Source organism: Pseudarthrobacter raffinosi, assembly GCF_023913835.1.
GTDB lineage: Bacteria > Actinomycetota > Actinomycetes > Actinomycetales > Micrococcaceae > Arthrobacter > Arthrobacter raffinosi.
This window is the reverse complement of record NZ_JAMXBG010000001.1, coordinates 348,018-369,128: the sequence shown is the minus strand read 5'-3', so window position 1 is coordinate 369,128 and position 21,111 is coordinate 348,018. Positions and strand designations below refer to the sequence as shown.

The 21,111-nt window shown below is 65.8% G+C and carries 20 protein-coding genes; 15 read left to right on the top strand and 5 right to left on the bottom strand.

From position 1 onward, the window contains the following. The first annotated feature begins 121 nt into the window (after positions 1-121). The 8 genes from NG697_RS01665 (at position 122) to NG697_RS01630 (ending at position 8,474) form a co-directional block, all read left to right on the top strand. A complete protein-coding gene (locus tag NG697_RS01665) occupies positions 122-1,135 on the top strand; it encodes a LacI family DNA-binding transcriptional regulator (RefSeq protein ID WP_252608902.1) in 1,014 nt (337 codons plus the stop codon). A gap of 148 nt (positions 1,136-1,283) precedes the next feature. Beyond that, positions 1,284-2,279: a substrate-binding domain-containing protein gene (locus NG697_RS01660; RefSeq protein ID WP_205630641.1), complete on the top strand. Its 996-nt coding sequence runs from the start codon at positions 1,284-1,286 to the stop codon at positions 2,277-2,279. A 64-nt stretch (positions 2,280-2,343) separates the two neighbouring features. Further along, positions 2,344-3,411 carry an ABC transporter permease gene (locus tag NG697_RS01655; RefSeq protein ID WP_058929934.1) on the top strand — a complete coding sequence of 356 codons (1,068 nt, stop codon included), beginning with the start codon at positions 2,344-2,346 and terminating at the stop codon, positions 3,409-3,411. Between the two features lie 13 nt (positions 3,412-3,424). Then, entirely contained in the window at positions 3,425-4,360 is a 936-nt protein-coding gene (locus tag NG697_RS01650; protein ID WP_252608899.1) for an ATP-binding cassette domain-containing protein, read from the top strand. A gap of 103 nt (positions 4,361-4,463) precedes the next feature. Next, positions 4,464-5,462, top strand: a complete 999-nt coding sequence (locus NG697_RS01645; RefSeq protein ID WP_252599409.1) for a Gfo/Idh/MocA family oxidoreductase — start codon at positions 4,464-4,466, stop codon at positions 5,460-5,462. Beyond that, the gene (locus tag NG697_RS01640) at positions 5,459-6,520 is read left to right on the top strand and encodes a Gfo/Idh/MocA family protein (RefSeq protein ID WP_252599408.1); all 1,062 of its coding nucleotides are present in this window, start codon (positions 5,459-5,461) and stop codon (positions 6,518-6,520) included. Before NG697_RS01645 ends, NG697_RS01640 begins: the two co-directional genes overlap by 4 nt. 38 nt (positions 6,521-6,558) lie before the next feature. Next, positions 6,559-7,677 carry a Gfo/Idh/MocA family oxidoreductase gene (locus tag NG697_RS01635; RefSeq protein WP_252599407.1) on the top strand — a complete coding sequence of 373 codons (1,119 nt, stop codon included), beginning with the start codon at positions 6,559-6,561 and terminating at the stop codon, positions 7,675-7,677. Then, positions 7,677-8,474 (top strand): TIM barrel protein, encoded by a 798-nt coding sequence (locus NG697_RS01630; RefSeq protein WP_252599406.1) that lies wholly within the window; start codon positions 7,677-7,679, stop codon positions 8,472-8,474. Before NG697_RS01635 ends, NG697_RS01630 begins: the two co-directional genes overlap by 1 nt. Positions 8,475-8,483: 9 nt before the next feature. On the opposite strand, the gene NG697_RS01625 is transcribed toward NG697_RS01630, so the two are convergent. Next, positions 8,484-9,506, bottom strand: a complete 1,023-nt coding sequence (locus NG697_RS01625) for a LacI family DNA-binding transcriptional regulator (protein WP_252563923.1) — start codon at positions 9,504-9,506, stop codon at positions 8,484-8,486. 134 nt (positions 9,507-9,640) lie between these two features. Here NG697_RS01625 and NG697_RS01620 point away from each other — a divergent pair, with 134 nt between their 5' ends. Beyond that, on the top strand, positions 9,641-10,675 hold the full coding sequence (locus NG697_RS01620; RefSeq protein WP_252563921.1) for a Gfo/Idh/MocA family protein: 1,035 nt from the start codon (positions 9,641-9,643) through the stop codon (positions 10,673-10,675). A gap of 77 nt (positions 10,676-10,752) precedes the next feature. On the opposite strand, the gene iolB is transcribed toward NG697_RS01620, so the two are convergent. Beyond that, complete coding sequence (gene iolB / locus NG697_RS01615) at positions 10,753-11,646, bottom strand: 5-deoxy-glucuronate isomerase (RefSeq protein ID WP_252599405.1); 894 nt, start codon at positions 11,644-11,646, stop codon at positions 10,753-10,755. A gap of 16 nt (positions 11,647-11,662) precedes the next feature. Further along, a complete protein-coding gene (locus tag NG697_RS01610; protein WP_252563916.1) occupies positions 11,663-12,403 on the bottom strand; it encodes a GntR family transcriptional regulator in 741 nt (246 codons plus the stop codon). A gap of 184 nt (positions 12,404-12,587) precedes the next feature. On the opposite strand from NG697_RS01610, the gene NG697_RS01605 reads away from it, so the two are divergent. The 5 genes from NG697_RS01605 (at position 12,588) to NG697_RS01585 (ending at position 17,573) form a co-directional block, all read left to right on the top strand. After that, positions 12,588-13,076: an SRPBCC family protein gene (locus NG697_RS01605; protein WP_252574941.1), complete on the top strand. Its 489-nt coding sequence runs from the start codon at positions 12,588-12,590 to the stop codon at positions 13,074-13,076. A gap of 129 nt (positions 13,077-13,205) precedes the next feature. Beyond that, positions 13,206-13,913, top strand: a complete 708-nt coding sequence (locus NG697_RS01600; RefSeq protein ID WP_104062788.1) for a FadR/GntR family transcriptional regulator — start codon at positions 13,206-13,208, stop codon at positions 13,911-13,913. 199 nt (positions 13,914-14,112) lie between these two features. Beyond that, on the top strand, positions 14,113-15,498 hold the full coding sequence (locus NG697_RS01595; RefSeq protein WP_252599404.1) for an MFS transporter: 1,386 nt from the start codon (positions 14,113-14,115) through the stop codon (positions 15,496-15,498). Between the two features lie 26 nt (positions 15,499-15,524). Next, entirely contained in the window at positions 15,525-16,298 is a 774-nt protein-coding gene (locus tag NG697_RS01590; protein ID WP_252599403.1) for an SDR family NAD(P)-dependent oxidoreductase, read from the top strand. Between the two features lie 141 nt (positions 16,299-16,439). After that, complete coding sequence (locus NG697_RS01585; protein ID WP_252613405.1) at positions 16,440-17,573, top strand: LOG family protein; 1,134 nt, start codon at positions 16,440-16,442, stop codon at positions 17,571-17,573. Positions 17,574-17,595: 22 nt separating this feature from the next. On the opposite strand, the gene NG697_RS01580 is transcribed toward NG697_RS01585, so the two are convergent. Continuing rightward, positions 17,596-18,735 (bottom strand): VIT1/CCC1 transporter family protein, encoded by a 1,140-nt coding sequence (locus NG697_RS01580; protein WP_252608893.1) that lies wholly within the window; start codon positions 18,733-18,735, stop codon positions 17,596-17,598. A 268-nt stretch (positions 18,736-19,003) separates the two neighbouring features. Between NG697_RS01580 and NG697_RS01575 the strand changes: the two genes are divergently transcribed. After that, positions 19,004-19,228, top strand: a complete 225-nt coding sequence (locus NG697_RS01575) for a hypothetical protein (RefSeq protein WP_252599401.1) — start codon at positions 19,004-19,006, stop codon at positions 19,226-19,228. Between the two features lie 135 nt (positions 19,229-19,363). Here NG697_RS01575 and NG697_RS01570 read toward each other — a convergent pair whose 3' ends face one another. Further along, positions 19,364-20,905: a sodium:solute symporter family protein gene (locus NG697_RS01570; RefSeq protein WP_252608890.1), complete on the bottom strand. Its 1,542-nt coding sequence runs from the start codon at positions 20,903-20,905 to the stop codon at positions 19,364-19,366. Positions 20,906-21,111 lie beyond the last annotated feature (206 nt).

Sequence of the window (21,111 nt, the reverse complement as noted above, 5' to 3'; positions counted from 1 at the left end):
AGTTCCAACGGCATTTTGTAGCGCTACAATTTAGTGCACTGGATCTGAGCGTATCCATGTATGTATGTCCTGTCAATCAACTGGCGGATATCCTCAAGGGCAGACACGAAAGGCACCTCCGATGACGTTGCACAGCCCCAAGGCACGACGCCCGACGATCTATGACGTGGCGAAGCAGGCGGGCGTCTCGCCGTCGCTGGTTTCACTCGTACTGCAGAATCCCGCGAGGGTGAGCGAGAAGCGCCGCGAAGCCGTCCAGGCGGCCATCTCGGAGCTCGGGTACCGCCCCAGCCGCGCCGCCACTACGCTTGCCAGCAGTCGCACGAAGAGCATTGGGCTGGTGATTGACGACTACCGGAACCTGTGGTTCGTCGATCTGCTGCGGGGGATGGAGTCTGCGCTGACGGAACATGGCTACCAGGTCATGCTGGCTGATTCCCGCCCCGGGGAGAACCGCATCCAGGAAGCTGCCGACGGTTTGCTTGCCATGCACGTTGACGGGCTGGTGATAGCGGCGGAGCCAAGCGCGTCAATGTTGGCTGGGGCGGGGGTTCCGACGGTCGTGGCTGGGTGGCGCGATGGTGTGCCGGCCGGCGCTGATCTGATTACCAACGACGACGACGGTGGCGGCGGCATGGCGGCCAGCCACCTTCTGGGGCTCGGCCACATCCGGATAGGCCACCTTTCCGGATCCGGCGGTGCCGCTGCGCACCGGCGCGCGGGCTTCCTCAGCCGGCTCCGGGAGTCCGGCGCCGAACTTCGGATTGCGGGGGAGTCGGGCGGCACGTCCGAGGAGGATGGCTACGCCTCGACGTGCTGGCTGCTGGACCACTATCCGGACACCACTGCCATCTTCGCCGCCAATGACACCATGGCCTTGGGTGCCTTGGGTGCCATCAAGGCGCGCGGGCTTGCGGTCCCGGCGGACATCTCCGTGATCGGATACGACAATTCAACCCTGGCAAAGTCGCGGTATCTGGAGCTGACCTCAGTAGACAACCGAAGCGATCTGGTGGGCGTGGATGTGGCCAAGGCGCTGCTTGCACGCATTCGCGACGCCGCGGTTGGCCCGCAACGCAAGCTGATTGAGCCGGCCCTGGTTGTTCGCGGGACCACGGCGCGGCCGGCATTTTAGGGCGGCCGCAGTAGGCTCCTAACGTAAAAACATCCTAATGTCAGGACAAACTATTGACATTCGTGAGTTGAATCACCATGATCGAGGTAGACAGTGCTCCGGCAGTTGCAGAGTGGCAGCCCGGACCCTGAGATCAAAGGAGATTAACGTGGCTAATTTTTCTTGGCGCAAGGCGGCTCTCGTGGCGGCAGTTGTTCCCATGATGGCACTCAGCGCCTGCTCCAGCACGGGCGGGAAGCCGGTTGAGGGCGGCGGCGCCGCCGGCGGCGGTCAGGTGGCCACCACAGACCGCATGAAGGTGGCTCTCATCACCCACGCCGCGGCAGGCGACACCTTCTGGGACATAGTCCGCAAGGGTGCCGAGGAGGCTTCAGCGAAAGACAACGTGGAACTGCTCTACACCAGTGACCCGGAGGCCGGACGCCAGGCCCAGCTCGTCCAGCAGGCCATCGATCAGAAAGTCGACGGCATCGCCGTTACCCTCGCAACCCCGGAGGCCCTGAAGGACGTCCTGAAGAAGGCCACCGATGCCGGCATTCCGGTGGTCAGCCTCAACGCCGGCGAGTCCGTGTCGGCGCAGCTCGGCGCATTTACGCACTTCGGCTCGAATGAGCAGCTTGCCGGCCAGGCGGTGGGCACCAAGCTCGCCGAACAGGGCTTCAAGCACCCGGTCTGCGTCATTCAGCAGCAGGGCCACGTTGGCCTTGAAGCACGGTGCGCAGGCGTCAAGGCCAAGGTTCCGGGTGCGGAGATTCTCTACGTCGACGGCAAGGACATGACCGGCGTCCAGTCCACCGCCACCGCGAAGCTCCAGGCAGCCAAGGATGCAGACGTCATCATTGGCCTCGGCGCACCGATCACCCTCACGCTGCTCAAGTCCGTCGCGGACGCCGGCAGCTCTGCGAAGGTTGCCAGCTTCGACCTGAACGCAGAGCTCGCCCAGAAGATCGTGGATGGTGACGTGATCTTCACCGTGGACCAGCAGCCGTGGGCCCAGGGCTACATGTCGGTCGACTCGCTGTGGCAGGCCAAGCGTGGCGGCTTCAAGCTTGGCGGCGGCCAGCCGGTCTTGACCGGTCCCACCATCGTTGACCAGTCCAACGCTTCCGACGTTCTCAAATTCGCCCAGCAGGGCGTCCGCTAGATCCGGGACTCAGGCCGTGCGGCGGGCAACCGCCGCACGGCCTGACCAACAAGGAGTTCTTCCTATGGCAAAAACAGCAACCCTGCCCCCGGCACCGGCTTCAGCAGCCGGGCCACGTGGCGATGAGAGAATTGGGCGGCGGAACCCGCTCCAGACGCTCCTGGGCCGTCCCGAAGTCGGCGCGCTCGTAGGAGCGGTGGTCCTGTTCGTCTTCTTCGCGTTGGTTTCCCCGACGTTTACCCAGCCCAATGCCTTGGCGACCATTCTGTACGGCAGTTCCACGATCGGCATCATGGCGGTGGGGGTTTCCTTGCTGATGATCGGCGGGGAGTTCGATCTTTCCACCGGTGTCGCGGTGATCTCATCGGCACTGACGGCGTCGATGTTCAGCTGGTACTTCAGCACGAATATCTGGGTCGGGGTTCTCCTGGCCCTGGTGGTCTCCGTGGGCATCGGTTATATCAATGGCTGGATTTTGATGAAGACCAAGCTGCCCAGCTTTATCGTCACCCTGGCCACGTTCCTTATGCTGACCGGCCTGAACCTGGGCCTGACCCGGCTGATCGGCGGCTCCGTGTCGTCGCCGTCGATCTCCAGCATGGACGGCTTCGCCTCCGCCCGCGCGGTGTTCGCGTCCTCGGTCTCCATTGGCGGCATCGATGTCAAGATCACGGTGTTCATCTGGATCGCGCTGGTCGCCGTGGCCACCTGGGTGCTGATGCGGACCCGGGTGGGGAACTGGATCTTCGCCGTCGGCGGGGACGAGAATGCGGCCCGCGCCGTGGGTGTGCCGGTCAAGGCCACGAAGATCGGATTGTTCATGGGCGTGGGCTTCTGCGGCTGGATCCTGGGCATGCACAACCTCTTCGCTTTCGATACGGTGCAGTCCGGTGAGGGTGTGGGCAACGAGTTCCTGTACATCATCGCCGCGGTGATCGGCGGGTGCCTCCTGACCGGCGGCTATGGTTCGGCGGTGGGCGGCGCGATCGGCGCGTTCATCTTCGGCATGGCCAACAAGGGCATCGTCTATGCCCAGTGGAACCCCGACTGGTTCAAGTTCTTCCTGGGCCTGATGCTGCTGCTGGCCACCATCATCAACCTCATCGTCAAGCGCCGCGCGGAACTCAAGTAAAGGGGCCGGAGAAATGAACGCCAAAGAGATCGACCAACAGACCCTGCTCAAGGATGAAAAAGATCCCCTCACCCACACCCCCGTCCACTTGCTCTCCCTCGACGGAGTAGGCAAGCACTACGGCAACATCATCGCCCTCTCCGATGTGACCATGGCCGTGGACAACGGCCGTGTCACCTGCGTACTGGGCGATAACGGTGCGGGCAAGTCCACCCTGATCAAGATCATCGCCGGACTGCACCAGCACGACGCCGGGGTGCTGAACATCATGGGCGAGGAACGGAAGTTTGGTTCGCCCCGTGACGCCCTTGACGTGGGCATCGCCACCGTCTACCAGGACCTCGCGGTGGTGCCCCTGATGCCCATCTGGCGGAACTTCTTCCTCGGTTCGGAGCTGACCAGCGGTTTCGGCCCGTTCAAAAGCATGGACGTCGAGAAGATGAAGGCCATCACGCTCAAGGAACTTGCCGAGATGGGCATCGACCTCCGCGACGTGGAACAGCCCATCGGCCAGCTGTCCGGCGGTGAGCGCCAGTGTGTCGCGATCGCCCGCGCCGTGTACTTCGGCGCAAAGGTCCTGATCCTGGACGAACCGACGGCGGCGCTGGGCGTCAAGCAGTCCGGCGTCGTGCTCCGCTACGTCCTGCAGGCTCGCGACCGGGGACTCGGCGTCATCTTCATCACGCACAACCCGCACCACGCCTTCCCTGTCGGGGACCGGTTCCTCCTGCTCAAGCGCGGCAAGTCGATCGGCTACTACGACAAGAAGGACATCACCCTGGACGAGCTCACCGCCCAGATGGCCGGCGGTGCGGAACTGGCGGAACTCGCCCACGAGCTCGAGCAGCTCGGCGGACACGGCGACGTGGTCAAGGAAGTGCAGGCAGAGGTCGCTGACGTTACTCACAACCGAGAGACGTCAACGGAAAGCAGCCCCCGGCACGTGTAACAGGACCGAGGCGGGGCCCGCCGGAAAACCGGACGGGCCCCGCCCGCCGTGCCACGGCGCGAAGGTCACGGCAAAGATAGCGAAAAGTAGACGGGAAGACAGTATGCCGATCCGGGTAGGCGTCATCGGCGCCGGAATCATGGGTGCCGACCACATCAGGAACCTCTCCGGTACCATCGGCGGCGCCGAGGTGACCTTCGTGGCAGACCTCGACGCCGGACGTGCCGCAGCAGCTGCGCCGCCGGCCGCCCGCATCACCACGGAACCGTCGGAGCTGATCAACTCCAGCGAGGTGGACGCCGTCGTTATTGCTTCGCAAGACTCCACGCACGCCGGACTTGTGCTGGAGTGCTTCGAGGCGATGACGCCCGTGCTGTGTGAAAAGCCGCTGGCTCCCACCCTGCTGGAAAGCCGGGAGGTTGTGGCGGCCGACGCCGACATCGTCGCCGCCACCGGGGCGTCCCTGCTGTCGCTAGGCTTCATGCGGCGCTTCGACCCTGGCTACGTGGCGCTGCGCCAGTCTGTGCAGGGCCGCGCCCAGGGGGAACCGCTGATGGTCCACTGCACCAGCCGCAATGCTGCCGCCGGCCCGGGTACCACTGCCGAATCGGCCATCACCAACTCGGCCATCCACGAGCTGGACATCATTCCCTGGCTGCTGGGCTCTCCCATCACGGAAGTCTCATGGCAGGCGGGGAAGAGTTCCCGCAACGCTGAAGGCGGCCTGCAGGATCCAGCCTTCATGCTGCTCCGCACCGCCGACGGGACCCTGACCACCCTGGAGCTGTTCCTGAACGCCCAATACGGTTACACGACGCGCTGCGAAGTCGTCTCCGAACGCGGTGTCACCGGGCTGATGGACGCGGCTCTGCTGGGTGTCGAAGAGGATGGCATCCGGCGGACCGCCGTGCCCGCGGACTGGCGGCCGCGGTTTGCCGATGCTTACAGGCTGCAGCTGCAGGCGTGGATCACGGCGCTCGGCCAGGGTGATCAGCCGCCGCTGGCCGGGGCAATGGATGGCCTCCACGCCTCGCTCGTGGCGCACGCAATGATCCGCTCCATGCACGGCGACGGCGCCTACACCAAGGTCAGCTACGCGTGAGCGTCCGGAACCTGCCGGCGTCCGCCGTGCCCGCCTCCCGGGATGCCCCGGTGCTGCGCTGGGGAATCATGGGGCCCGGCTGGATTGCCGAACGGTTCACCGAGTCGGTCCAGGCGCACACGGACCAGGTGATCGCCGCCGTCGCGTCCCGCTCGCTCAGCCGCGCCAAGGCCTTCGCCGAATCCTTCGGCATTCCGACGGCCTACGGCAGCTACGAGGAGTTGACGGCCGATCCGGGCATCGACATCGTCTACGTGTGTACTCCGCACACCGGACACCACCAGGCGGCGGTCCTGGCACTCGACGCTGGCAAGCACGTGCTGATCGAGAAGCCCATCGCACTCAACGCCGTACAGGCACGGGACATCGCCGCTCGTGCCGAAGAGGCGGGCGTTTTTGCCGCCGAGGCCATGTGGAGCTTTTTCCTGCCAAAGTTCGATGTGATCCGGCAGGTCCTGGACGCCGGGACCCTGGGCGCCATCACCACGGTAGTCGCGGAATACGGTGAATACTTCGAGCCCACCCACCGCATCTTCGACCGGGAACTGGCGGGCGGCCCCCTGCTGGACCTCGGCACGTACCCGCTGGCCCTGGTCACCGAGGTCCTGGGCCGGCCCGAACGGCTGTACGCCATCGGACAGCCGCACCCGTCCGGGGTCAACGCCCAGCTCTCTGCCGTGATGCAGTTCGCCAGCGGCGCCCAGGCCGTAGTCAACACCCATGTCCACAACTTCACACCCACCGGCGCCACGATCGTAGGATCCGACGCCACGCTGACCATCGACGGACCCTTCAACATGCCGGGCGGCTTCGACATCCGCTACCAGGACGGGACCCGGGTGCGGTACGAGGAAGCGGACGGTGCGCACTTTGAGGGCCTGCACTATGAGGCCGCCGCGGTGGCGCGTGCCGTGGCCGCCGGCCGCACCCAGGCCAGCCAACGGACCCTGGCGGCCTCCATCCGCACCCTGGAGGTTGCCGATGAGATCCGCCGGCAGCTAGGCGTGGTTTTCCCCGGAGAAGCTGCCCTGCCGGGCGAAGCCGCTGCCCGACCCTGATTCATCCATCTGCATACAACTACCGAAAGGACCGGCTCATGGCCTACCTTACTCAAAACCCCGCTGGTGTTCCTGCGCCCGTCCGGATCGGGCTCATCGGCTCCGGCTGGATGGGGGCGTTCCATGCCGAAAGCATTGCCCGCCGCGTCCCCGGCGCTATCCTGGCGGCCATCGCCGACCCCAATGTGGAATCCGCGCAGGCCCTTGCCCAATCGCTGGGCACCGGAAAGGTCACGGCCGACGCCGCAGACATCCTGGCCGATCCGGAGATCGACGCCGTGGTGATCGCGAGCCCGGCCCGCTTCCATTCCGCCCTGATCACCCAGGCTGCCGCCGCGGGCAAGCACGTCTTCTGCGAGAAGCCCGCGGGCCAAGGCCTGGACGAACTCGACGCCGCGCTGGCCGCCGTTGAAAAAGCGGGGGTGCATTTCCAGATCGGCTTCAACCGACGCTACGCGGATGACTTCCAGGCCGCCAAGAAAGACCTAGCGGCCGGCATCGCCGGCCAGCCCCAGCTCCTGCGCTCACTGACCCGCGATCCGGGCAACGGAAGCATCCCGAACGCGGCCAGAGTCCCCGCGTGGACTGTCTTCCTGGAGACCCTGATCCACGACTTCGACACCCTCAACTGGTTCAACGAAGGTGCCGAGCCCGTAGAGGTCTACGCCGTGGCGGACGCCCTCGTGGAACCGGAGCTGCGCGATCAGGGCTTCCTGGACACAGCGGTGGTGACCATCCGCTACAGCAACGGCGCCATCGCCGTGGCGGAAGCAAACTTCAGCGCCCTCTATGGCTACGACATCCGCGGAGAGGTTTTCGGTTCCAAGGGCATGGTCCAGGCCGGCCGTGCCACCGAGACGGCGGCCCGGCGTTACACGGCGGAGGGACTGTCCGCGGACACCCCTCGCCTCAACGTGGAACTCTTCCGGCAGGCCTACACGGACGAACTCGCCGATTTCGCCGCCACGGTTCGTGCGCAGCGGGACGGCACACCGCCGCCGTCGGGCGCTTTCACCCTCACCCCCGGCGCCGCAGACGCCCGCCGCGCGCTGGCCATGGCGCTGGCGTGCATCGAATCGGTCAAACAGGGCGGTCCGGTGGCTGTGGCTGCTGCCCCTGTACCGGCGCTCCGTGACCACACCCGGACCGGCGTCTGATGCGGCTGGCCGTCTGCGCGGAAATGGTCTTCACGGACCTGCCGTTTGTGGAACGGGTGCAGCGGATCCACGACGCCGGATTCGACGTCGAGATGTGGGACTCCAGGGGCAAGGACCTGGCCGCGCTCAAGGCCACCGGCGCGGTGTTCTCCTCCATGACCGGGTACACCTCCGGAAGCCTCGTGGACCCCGACACGGCCGACGACGTGGTGCGGACGGCCGAGTCGCTGATCCCGACCGCTCTGGAGCTCGGCGTCAGCCGCATGGTGGTGCACTCCGCGGAGCTCATCGATGGCCAGGCGGCCCGCCCCCTTTACCGGTCCACCGGCCGCATGTGGAGCACCGGGGCGCGGACCTTGGAACGGCTGGGCAGGCTGGGCGGGAAATACGGCGTGACGTTCTGCCTGGAAAACCTCAACACGGTCCTGGACCACCCCGGCATCCCGCTCGCCCGCGCCAAGGACACCCTGGCGTTGGTGGAAGCAGCCGGGCACCCCAACGTGAAGCTCATGCTGGACCTGTATCACGCACAACTGGGCGAGGGGAACCTCATCGAGCTTGTGCGGACCGCCCTACCGCACATCGGCGAAGTCCAGGTGGCCGACGTCCCGGGGCGGTGCGAACCCGGAACCGGGGAGATCAACTACCGGGCCGTGGCCAGGGCGCTCGCCGACGCAGGCTACGAGGGGACGGTGGGTATGGAAGCCTGGGCCAGCGGTGACGACGAGGAAGCCCTGGCGGCCTTCCGGGCGGCGTTCACGGTGCAGGACGCCAGCGTCCAGATCGCCTCGGCATAGGCGTGCCGTTCAGGCGTGAGGGGCGGCGGTGCTGCCCCTCACTTCCAGCGTCGGCACCAACAGTTCGTCTGGGGGCAGCGTGCTACCGGGCTCCAGCCGTGCGATCAGGAGTTCGGCCGCCCGCTGCCCTGCGGCAAAACTGGCCGTGTCCACGGAAGTCAGGCTGATCCGGCGCAACCGCGCCAGCGGGGTGTTGTCGTAGCCGGCCACCGAAAGATCGGCAGGAACGGCGAGCCTGCATTCCTCGGCAGCCGAGAGAACCCCAAGTGCCGCCATGTCGTTGACAGCGAACACCGCTGTGGGCCGGTCGCCACCTGACAGCAGCTCGAGGGCGGCACGGTGGCCGCCCTCTTCGCTCAGGTCTCCCGGCACCGTCCGGATGAACTCCGCCAGGCCGGCGGCCCTCATCTCAGCCTCATAGCCCCGACGGCGGGCAATCCCGACTGCGGTGGCCGGTGCCCCCACATGGGCGATGCGGCGGTGCCCCAGCGCAATCAGGTGAGCCACCGCGAGGCGCGCCCCGGCGTCGTCGTCGTTGGTCACGACGGTGACGTTGGCACCCGGGCCGGTGGGCGCTCCCAGCGCGATGGTTGGCACCTGCAAGGCTGCTGCCGTCAGGCCGGGGCTCTCCGGCATGGTCCCCACCAGCACCAGGGCCTCGATGTTCATCTCCAGAAGTTTCTTCAGCAGGGATTCGCCGCTGCGGCTGTCCAGGCGGAAGTCGCCCATCAGCATCTGCAGGCCGCGCTCGTTGAGGGTGCTGTTGAGCCCTTCCACCGCGCTGACGAACCAGGGGTTCCGCATGTCGTTGAGTACCACGCCCACGGTGCGGCTCCGCGATTCGCCGAGGGCCCGGGCGGCCGCGTTCGGCCGGTAGCCGAGTTCCAGGACAGCATGCTCGACGGCGGTGCGCTTGGCCGCGCTGACGTAGCCCGTACCACGCAGCACGAGGGACACCACCGATTTGGACACACCCGCGGCGGCGGCCACGTCCAGGATGGTGGCCGCGCGTTTGCGTTCAGGGGCAGTCACAGCGTCCTCCAGTTTGTTAATACAAAGTCTTGACTCCGAATGCGGATTCACCTACTCTAGCAAGACAATGATGGAACGTTCCAACATTGTTTGTCTGCCCGGATTCCGGGGCCGCTACTGCATGCGAGGGAACTATGAAGGACGTCATTCTCGGTCTGGTCGGAGTGGGGCGCATCGGCGTGATGCACGCGAACAACATCGCCGCGCTCAACGGAGTTCTCAACCCGGAGGGCATCAACGTCAGGCTTCTGCTCACCGACGTCGCCGAGGACCACGCCAAGGGCATTGCGGCCGGCCTCGGTGCCGGCTTCCTGCCCTCGGTGGAGGACCTCATCGCCGCCGGCGTGGACGGACTCGTCATCGCCACGGGGACCGCAACCCACCCCGAACTGATCAAGGCGGGCGTGGACGCCGGAATCCCGGTCTTCTGCGAAAAACCGGTGGCCATGAACGTGGCGGACGCCCTGCCGGTGCTGGACTATATCCGCGACAACAACGGCGTGGTGCAGATCGGCCACCAGCGCCGCTTTGACCACGGCTACCTTGAGGCCAAGCGTGCCTACCAAGCGGGCGAGCTGGGCTGGATCCACTCCCTGCGCGCCGTCACCTGCGACATGGCGCCGCCGCCCGTGGAGTTCCTCGCCAGTTCCGGCGGCCTGTTCCGCGACTGCTCCGTCCACGACTTCGACATCCTCCGCTGGCTGACCGGCCGCGAGATCGTGGAGGTCTACGCCAAGGGCTCCAACAACGGAGACCCGGCCATCGGCGCAGTGGGAGACGTGGACACGGCGCTGGCACTGATCACGTTCGACGACGGCACGGTCGGTACCGTCTCAGCCACCCGCTACAACGGCGCCGGCCACGACGTCCGCCTGGAAATCCAAGGCTCCAGCCGTTCGCTGATGGTTGGGCTCGATGAGCACACGGCCATGGCGTCGGCCGAAGCCGTGATTGATTTCCCCGCCGGAGAACCCCACAGGACCTTCGCCGAACGCTTCGACCAGGCGTACCGATCCGAAATGGCCGCGTTTGTGGAGCTGATCCTGGGCCGCCGGGAGAATCCGTGCACCCCGGAGGACGCCGTGGCCGCCTCCCGCGTGGCGGACGCCGCCCAGGAATCACTGGCCACAGGCGTCCCCGTCAGGGTGGCCATCAGCCTAGCCAGGTGAGCATACCGCTGCCATGAAAAATGCCCCTCCGGAATCCGTTCCGGAGGGGCATTTTCTTGATCTCTAGCGCTTGCTCTCTAAGCGCCGAACGGCAGCCGGGGATCAATGTCCTGGCCGTCCCAGCTTTGGCGGACCCAGCCGTGGTGCGGGTCGTCGCTGATGAGCCATTCACGGACCGGGCCGGGTCCGGCCATCACGTTCAGGTAGTACAGGTCGTAGCCCGGGGCCGCCATGGCTGGGCCATGCCACCCGTAGGGGACCAGCACAACGTCGCCCGTGCGGACCTCTGCGGCAACGTCGATGGGACGCTCATCCGAGGCGTAGACGCGCTGGTAGCCGATGGCGTCGGCGTCGGCGGGTGCCCCGGATCCCGCAGCCACCTGCGTCTCGAAGTAATAGATCTCCTCGAGGTTCGTTTCGCCGTCCTTTTCCTCATCGTGCTTGTGCGGCGGGTAGGAGGACCAGTTTCCGGCGGGCGTGAGGACTTCACACACGATGAAACGGTCAGCCTCAAGGGCCGCCGGCGTGCCGAAGTTATGGACCTGGCGGGAGCAATTGCCGGCCCCGCGCAGTTCCACAGGTGTCTCCGCCGCCGTGACCAGGCGCGTGGGATAGGAGGCCTTGGCCGGAGCTGTGGCAACGGCAAACCTGCCGCCGTCCGCAGAGCTGATGGTGACGGACTTGCCGGTGCCCGAATACAGGACATCGCTGGGGCCGTGGAACACGGACGCCCGCCCCTTCAGGACATAGTCTTCACCGTCCACGGATACGGTGAAGGAGCCGTTGAGCGGGACCACTATCCGCTCCTCTTCCGCTGCCGGGAGGACGACGGCGGTACCTGCAGTTAAGGTAGCCACCTTCAGGCCCGTATGGGCCCAGCCGTCCACGGCCAGGGTTGAATCGGAGGTTCCGAGCGAGATATCCCAGTCGCCGTCGTTGGCGGTTCCCTGTGGGTAGACCCAGTTAGTCATTGATGTATTCCTTGTGCTATCGCTGTACGAGTGTCATTTCAAAGCTGTACGAATCCGCCCGGTACACGTGGTGTCCGGTTTCCACCCGTCGGCCGGCGTCGTCTGTTGCGGTGCGCTCCATGGTGACCAGGGCGGAACTGACCTCGGCCTCCAGCAGGCGCGCCTGGTAGTCGTTGGCGATCATCGCGCCGATTCTTTGCGAGGCCAGGCGGAAGTTGACGCCGCCGCGGCGGAGAATGGCGTAGAGGCCCTCAGCGGCGAGCATGGCTTCGTCCATGCTCGCGATGTCGTCCCGGACCCAGTTCTCCATCAGGGCAAGGGGCTTGCCACCCACTTTCCGCAGGCGGGTGAAGTGGTAGACCTTGGAGCCGGCAGGCAATTCGAGGGTGGCGAGCGTCGCTGCGTCGGCCTCCACGTGGGAGAAGGTCAACACCTGGGTGGTGGGCTTCTTGCCGTTATTGGAGAGGTCATCGAACAGGCTGGAGAGCTCCAGGGGGCGGCGGACCTGGCTGGAGACCACCTGGGTGCCCACGCCGCGCTTGCGGACCAGCAGCCCCGAGCGGACCAGTTCATCCATGGCTTTGCGCATGGTGGGCCGGGACAGGTTCAGCTGGGCCGCGAGATCGATTTCGTTTTCCAGCCGGCTGCCGGGTTCCAGGATTCCGCTGTGAATGGCAGCCTCGATACCCTGTACCACCTGGTGGTACAGGGGCACCGGCGAGGAGCGGTCGATGATGAGACCAAGTTGATTCGCCACTAGATATTCCTCGTTTCGTGCCGGAAGCTGGTACCCGCCCGAGGCCCGGGAGGGAATCCATGTCCTACTATGTTCGCTTGATAGGACATACTGCCTTTGTTGATAATATCAGCCGAACTTTAGCGGTCAAGGCTGCCACTGGCGGGCGCACCGCCATTCGTGCCCGTGGTCCTAGGCTGGGGGGATGAACAACCGATACCTCGTGTCCCGCGAACGCTTCATCGCTGCCCCGCCCGAAGTGATCTTTGAAGTCCTGGCCACTCCGGCGCTGCACAGTGCGATCGACGGTTCCGGCACCGTGAAGGGCGCCCAGCCGCGCGGCCCGGAACGGCTGAGCCTCGGAGCCCGCTTTGGCATGGAAATGAACATGGCCGTGGACTACAAGATCCTGAACACGGTCTCCGAATTCGAGGAAGGCCGGCGCATTGCCTGGCGCCATTTCTATGGCCACATCTGGCGCTACATCCTGGAACCGGCCACCGGCGCCGACGGTACTGCCGGCACGCGCGTGACCGAACAATGGGACGCTAGGGCGGTCCGTGGGAAGTTTTTCCTTCGGCTGGCAGGTTACTTGCGCCGCCACCCCGCCAGCATCGAAAAGACCTTGGCCAATCTTGAGGCCTACGTTGCGGCCTCCGGTCGGCGCGAGGCCGGCAACACAGGCATTTCCTGAGACGCCGCTTCTTTCCTGAGACGCCGCTTCAACGGGCGGTGAGGATGGCGGGGGTCCCGGTCCGTACGGCGGCTTCTGTAATGTGGATGGCACCCGGAGTACGGGGTAAGACTAAAGGTGGGAAGCGCGATGGGCCGCAGGACACTTGTTGACGACCTTGTCGACGGCCTGCTCGAAGATATCCTGGACGGCAAACTGCAGCCCCACGTAGCCTTACCGCCCGAAGCCGACATCGCCAAAGCCTACGACGTCAGCCGCCTCACGGTGCGCGAGGCACTCAAGGCCCTGCGGGCACAGAACATCCTCTACGTTAAAGCCGGCCGCGGGACCTTCGTCAACCCGACCGACAACTGGACCGGTCTGGATGCGATCTTCAAGGCCGCTTCGCACGACAATGGGGCGGAGCAGGTCGCAGTGGGGTTGATCGAGATGCGGCGCATGGTGGAAACCGGCGCCGCTGCGCTCGCGGCCAAACGCCATACACCCGAGCATGCGCAGCAGATGCGCGAGTGCATTGCGGACATGAAGCGCTTCCATGATTCCGGCGACCTCGATGCCTTCGTGGCGGCAGACATCGCCTTCCACGACGCCGTGTTGAAGGCTTCCGGCAATCCATTTGTCCGGGCGCTGTTCGCGCAGCTGGGTCAGCTCCTATACGTAAAACGGCGTGAAACGTCCGCCGTCGAAGAGATCCAACTGCACGCCATTGAGTACCACCAAAAGGTCATGGAAAGCATCCTCAGCGGCGAGGCCGAGCTGGCCCGCCGCACCATGGACGAGCATATGGACCAGACATACCGGGACTACGAACGCTACGTGCACCACGCAGCATCCTGACGTTGCAGCCCGCACCAAGCCGGTCTTGACGTAATCCGCATCACTAATCTATGCTTTTTCTCAGTTGTTCGGTCAGATGTCTGACATCTGACTCAAATCGCATTGATCCCGGTTCCATTTGGATTGGGCCTCCCAAGATATCCGCACGGATTCCCGCCACCACCGCAGGTGCCGGACTCCGTTAGACAGAAGGTCGAAGATGACTTCACTCTCCTTAAAATCCGCAGGGCTCGGCGAGCTTGGCGAGCGTACGCTCCGCAAGGTCCGCCGCCGGGTTATGCCACTGATCGTCCTGCTCTATTTCGTTGCCTACCTTGACCGCAACAACGTGGGCTTCGCCAAGCTCACCATGAGCGAGGACATAGGCCTGAATGCCGCAGCTTACGGGCTCGGCGCCGGCATCTTCTTCCTCGGCTATGCGCTCCTCGAGGTGCCCAGCAACGCAGGCATGTACCGGTTCGGCGCACGCAAGTGGCTGGCTCGGATCCTGATTACGTGGGGCATCTTCGCCACGGCCATGTGCCTGGTGAACGGTGAAACCACCTACTACATCATCCGTTTCCTGTTGGGGGCGGCAGAGGCTGGATTCTTCCCGGCCATCCTCTTCTACCTGACGCTGTGGTTCCCCGCCGCTCAGCGCGTCACGGTACTGGGCATCTTCATCCTCGCCCAGCCCATCTCCAACGCCCTCGGCGCCCCGGTCTCCGGACTGCTGCTCCAGATGGACGGCGTCATGGGCCTGCAGGGCTGGCAGTGGCTGTACATCATCGAAGGTATCCCGGCCATCATCCTTGGCCTGCTCACCCCCATCCTCATGACCGACCGCCCGCGGGATGCCAAGTGGCTCAACCCGGACGAGCGCGAATGGCTTGCCACCACCATGGACAAAGAGTTGGCCGTCAAGTCCAGTTCCGGCAGCCACAACTTCCTATCCGGCCTCAAGGACAAGCGCACCCTGACCTACTCGGCCCTGTACTTCGGCCTGGTCTGCGGCATCTACGGACTGGGTCTCTGGATGCCCACCATCGTCGCCGCCTTGGGCAAGTTCTCCACCGCCCAGGTCGGGTTCATCGTTCTCATTCCCTACTCCGTGGCCGCAGTCTTTGTGTACTTCTGGAGCAAGCGTGCGGACAAGACCGGAAAGCGGGCCTGGCACAGTGCGGTCAGCATGGTCCTTGCCGGCATGGGCCTCCTTGCTGCAGGCTACATGCTCCCGGTCAACCCCATACTGGCCCTCATTGCCCTGACCGCCGCGGCCATGGGTATCTACGGGGCCATCGCGCCGTTCCTGTCCATGCCGTCCGCGGCGCTCACCGGGGCAGCTGCTGCTTCCGGCCTCGCCCTGATCAACTCACTGGGTAACCTCGGCGGTTTTGTGGCCCCCTACGCTGTCGGCCTGCTGAACGACGCCACGGGCAACAACCAGAGCGGCCTGCTGTTCCTGTCCTTCTGCCTCTGCGTCACGGCGGTTGCCACCTACCTTTACGCACGCAAGCGCCCCGAAGGCGATGCCGCGCTGGATCCCGCAGTTGCCGCGACTGCCGCTGTGACCCCTGATTCCACGCACGCCGCCAAAATCTCCTGATCTCGAAATCACTGAAGGAAAACCTCATGACCACCAGCAACTTCCCCTCCGAACGCACAGTTGTCCTGACCGGCGCCGCGTCGGCCCGCGGCATTGGCCGCGCCGCCGCTGACCGGATGGCCAGCGAGGGATGGTCAATCGCCATCCTCGACATCAATGCGGAGGACGCCAAGGCCGCCGCCGCGGAGATCGGCTCCAACCGTGCGGTCAAGGCCATTGGCATTGGAGCCGACGTGTCCGACGAGGCGTCCGTTGACCGGGCCATCACCGAGATCGAAGACGCTCTTCCCCCGATTGTTGCGCTCGCCAACCTCGCCGGGATCAGCTCCCCGACGACGTTCATGGAAACCACCGTGGCGGAGTGGGACAACGTCTTCGCCATCAACATGCGCGGTACGTTCATCGTTTCCCAGCGGGTCCTCAAGGGCATGATCGAGCGCAAGCTCGGGCGGATCGTGAGCATCTCGTCCATCTCCGCCCAGCGCGGCGGCGGAACGTTCTCGAAGGTGGCCTACAGCGCTACCAAAGCCGGGATCCTCGGGTTTACCCGCGCCCTGGCCCGCGAAGTCGGCGAGTTCGGCATCACGGTCAATGCGATTGCCCCCGGCCCGATCGACACCGACATCATGGGTGGAACCCTCACCGATGAGCGCAAAGCGCAGCTGTCCGAGGGCATCATGATGGGCCGCGTGGGCACCCGCGAGGAAGTGGCAGCCTTGATCGCCTTCCTGTTGGGCCAGGACTCGGGCTACATCACCGCCGCCACCTACGACATCAACGGCGGCCTCCAGGTTTCCTGACCGGGAACCAGACCCAGGCACGGGCACCCCTCCGGTTTTCCGGCGGGGGTGCCCTCGTGCCGTGCCGTGCCGTGCCGTGCCGTGCCGTGCAGTGCCGTGCAGTGCCGTGCCGGAGCCTCGGCCGAAGTCTAGGCTGGCACTATGAACCCCTCCGGCGGCCTGGTCCCCAGCCCGCGGACCCTAGAGGTTGAGAGCCTGGACGCCTTCGACCGGCTGGTCGCCGCCGGCGCGGTGGCCATGCACGGCTGGCACGCCCAGTCCCTGGACCTGCGCGGCCGGAACGCGGCGCTGGAAACCCTGGACGTGGAGGGTGCCATTTTCCTGGGCTGCACCTTCGACCAGGGCGTTGAAGACGGGCTTCGTCGCCGCGGCGCACTAATCTTCCCCAGGCTGCAGGGTGTGCCGTTCGATCCCTACCGGGCCCGGCTCTATACACCGCAGGAACTGTACGCCGGCCTGGAAAACTCACCCTATGAGGAGCTGCCTGACGCCCTGGTGTACCAGTGGAGCATCCGCCCGGGGCAACGCAACCGGCTGGACGCCACACTGGCCTCGGCGCTGCATGACCACGCCATCGGCGACGCCCTGGACGAGTTCACACTCTCGGACCCCTACGCCGGCCGCACCGCCGTGGGCGTGATGGGCGGGCATGCCGCCCTGCGGGGAACCCCGGACTTCGCTCAGGCAGCCGAGCTGGGCAGGCTCCTGGCGCAGAGCGGGCGGATCGTGGCAACCGGCGGCGGCCCGGGTGCCATGGAAGCGGCAAACCTCGGCGCGTATCTGAGCCGCGTTCCGCACGCCGAGTTCACGGCGGCGCTCGCCGGCCTTGGAGCCGTCCCCGGCTTCCGCCCCTCGGTGTCCGCGTGGGCACGCGAGGCGGCCGCCGTCGTCGAACGCCATCCGGGCGGAGCGCCGTCGCTGGGCATCCCCACGTGGTTCTACGGGCATGAGCCGCCGAACTACTTTGCCACCCACATCGCCAAGTACTTCGCCAACGCCATCCGGGAGGCGATCCTGCTGGAACTGTGCGACGGCGGCATCATCTTCCTGCCGGGAGCGGCCGGTACCGTGCAGGAAATTTTCCAGGACGCCTGCGAGAACTACTACAGCGCCCGCGAAGCCGTGACGCCGATGGTGCTGGTGGGACGGCAGCACTGGGAGCACGAGTATCCCGCGTGGCCCATGCTCCGGCGGCTGGCTGCCGGACGGGCCATGGAGGACCGGATCTTCCTGGTGGACAGTGTGGACGAGGCGCTCGCGGTGCTGGGCGGCTGACTATTCCGGCGTCCGGCCGTTGCTAACCCACCACGGTGCCGAAGGCCAGGCCCAGCACATAGGTTACGGCGGCGGCGCCCAGGCCGATGCCCAGCTGGCGCAGCCCGCGCGTCAGCGGCGACGTCCCGGACAGCAGGCCCACGATTCCGCCGGTCGCCAACAGCGCCAGCCCCACCAGCACCGCTGCCACCACCAGGGCGGCCACCCCGGTCAGGCCGAACAGGAACGGCAGGATAGGGACCACGGCGCCGGACGCGAAAAAGCAGAAGCTGGACAGCGCCGCCCCCCACGCGGTGCCCACGGCCTCGTGCTGGTCCTCCGCCTCCGGCACCTCGGGCTGGAGCGACAGGCTGGGATCGCAGTCGCAGCTCAGCAGCCCCATGCGTTCGGCCACGCGGTGTGCGGCCGCTTCGTGGGACATCCCGCGCGCCAGGTAGACGAGCATAAGTTCGTTGTGTTCGATGTCCAGTTTCGGGGCCGCCGCGAGGGTGATCTGGGTGGGACGCGTGGCCGCCAGGAGCTCGCGCTGGGACCGCACGGAGACAAACTCGCCCGCGGCCATGGACATGGCACCGGCGAGGAGCCCTGCCACACCGCTGAGCAGCACCACCCCGCTCGCCACTCCCGAAGCGGCCATGCCCACAACGAGTGAGAGGTTACTGACCAAGCCATCATTGGCGCCAAAAACGGCGGCACGGAACGTCCCGGCGAGCCGGTTGCGGCCACGGGTTGCCAGGCCTCGGACCACTTCCTCATGGATCTGTTCATCCGCTGCCATGGCATCCGTGGCGTTGGGATCCAAGGCGTAGGGGGAGCGGCCTTCAGCGCGCTGGGCGAGGGCCAGAACGAAAACGGAGCCGAAGTGGCGGGCCAGGAAGCCCAGGAACTGGCTGCGGAGGGACGCCGGCCGGGATTTTTGGGCGTGGTCGCCTAGAAGCGTGAGCCAGTGGGCCTCGTGCCGTCCTTCGGCTTCGGCGAGGGCCAGCAGGATGGCGCGCTCTTCGCCGTCGCGGTTCTGGGCGAGATCGCGGTAGACGGCGGCCTCTGCCCGTTCGTCCGCCAAGTACTGGCGCCACCGGCGGATGTCGGCCTGTGTGGGCTGCGGCGCGGATGGATTGGGTTCCGCGGGCCGGGCTTGGCTGGGATTGGGGTGCTGAGACACGCAAGGCTCCTGTGCTGGATGGGCATGGTTCGGCCCCATTGCACCGCCCAGCCTACCGCGGAATTCCGCGGATTTTCGGCTGGCTGCCCTCACTGCGGAGTTTAGGTTTCCCTCAAAATTCGGCGGTCTGCCGCGTGTGCCCGGACGGGTTGCGCCGGCTCTTGACCGGGCCCACCGCCGGTGCTGTGATGAAGGAGTGGCGTCCGCCCGCGCCCACCGGCGGCGCCCATCAACAAAGCACGTCAGGCGAACAAACGGAGGTCGAATCATGAGCACCACCGGACAGCACCCGGACATGCCGCACCTGGAATCTGTTGAATCGGATCCCGCTTACGACTACGCCGAGGACGTCCCCATCAGCGTGGACGACTGGGACGCCGAGGACGAATTCCTGGACGCCGACAAGGTGGTGGTTCCCACGCCCCCGGTGGCAGTCGACGCCGAGGAGCGCGTGGTTCCACTCGACGAGGACGAGTTCCGCGGAACCGAATAGAACGAACGACGGCGGCACTCCGGTTCGCGGGGAAGCGAAGGGGAATGCCGCCGTCGTACTTAACTCAGTGAAGCTGCGGGCTCAGTGGCCGCCGGTGACTGAGCCTGTTATCTCCGGTGATCGAGCCTGTCGAGATTAGTGGCTCGGGTGGCTGGCGACCGGGTGGGCCTCCATGGGCAGCTCTTCGGTGACCGCTCCTGCGACCCGCTTCTCCCAGGCCTCGCGGACCTCGGGGTCCGTGGGAGGCGTGAGCAGCGAGATCACGATGTACGAAACCAGCGAGGCGCCGAGGCCCCAGTAGATGGGTTCGTTGGCGTAGACGCCGTCAACGCTGGGGATGACTCCGACGGCGTACATGATCAGCAGGGCCAGGGTCAGGACCGAGCCAACGGCCATGGACCAGGCGGCTGCGATGCCGGTGCCGCGCTTCCAGACCAGGCCGCCGAGGATGGCCACCAGCAGGCCGCCCACTAGGATGTCGTAGGCGATGGTCAGTGCCACGACGACGTCCTGTGCCGCCATGGAGATCAGCACGGCCACGATGCCCAGGCCAAGGACCCAGTAACGGTTGGCCTTGACGTCGTGCTCGGGGTTTTCGGTGTCGTCGGTGTTGATCGTCTTGCCGAACCAGCTCGCGACGAACGGCACCACGTCGGCGCGGGCCACCGTGGCGGCGGCGATGAGGGCGCCGGAGGCGGTGGACATCATGGCGGCGACTGCGGCGGCCATGACCAAGCCGCCGATGCCGATCGGCAGGATCTGGGTGGCGACTTCGGCGTAGACAACGTCCTTGCCGAGGTTGGCGACGTCGATGTCGGGCAGGGCCACGCGGGCGGCCAGGCCGATCAGGGCACCGGCGACGCCGTACAGGATGCAGTAGACGCCGGCCGTTGCGCCGCCCCAGCGGGCCACGGTGGGGGTCTTGGCGGTAAAGACGCGCTGCCAGATGTCCTGGCCGATCAGGAGGCCCAGGGTGTAGACCACGAAGTACGTGATGATGGTCTGCATCCCGATGCCATCAAGCTGGAAGAAGCTGGCGTCAACGCGGCTGCGGATGCCCTCGAAGCCGCCGGCGGCTTTGAGCGTGAACGGCAGCATCAGGGCGAAGATGCCTACGGTCTTGATGATGAACTGCACCTGGTCGGCCAGGGTGATGGACCACATGCCGCCGATGGTGGAGTAGACCAGGACAATGGCGCCGCCGACTGCGATGGCGAGCCACCGCTCCCAGTCGAACAGGACGACGAAGATGGTGGCGTAGGCGCCGGTGGAGGTGGCGCAGAGCATCAGGGTGTAGGCCAGCATCACGATGCCGGAGGTCTGGGTGGCGCGCTGGCCGTAGCGCAGGCTGAGCATCTGGGAGACCGTGTAGATCTTCAGCCGCTGGATAGTGCCGGCGAAAAGCAGGCTCAGGAGGAGCACACCCGCGCCGATGGCAACCACCAGCCACATGCCGGAGATGCCGAACTTGTAGCCCAGGCCGACGCCGCCGACGGTGGAGGCACCGCCCAGGACGACGGCGGCCATGGTGCCGGTGTAGAGCAGCGGGCCGAGGCGGCGGCCGGCAACCAGGAAGTCGCTGTTGTTCTTGGTGCGGGACTTGCCCCACCAGCCGAAGGCCAGCATGGCGATGAGGTACACCACCACGATGGCGATGTTGACGAAGTTGGCGTCCATTTGGGGCTCCTTGGAGCTGATCTGCAGTGTGTCTGGAATCCCGGCGGCGCTGCTGGGGAAGCCGGTATTCCGCTGCTCTTGTGGAATTGGGAGGAAGAGTTCCTCAAATATTGCCTCACAGGCAACACTTGTTGCCCAGAATCGTATGCTGTGACCGACGCAACAGTCAAGATCGGCCGTAGTATCTGTTGTTCGCCGCGGCGCCC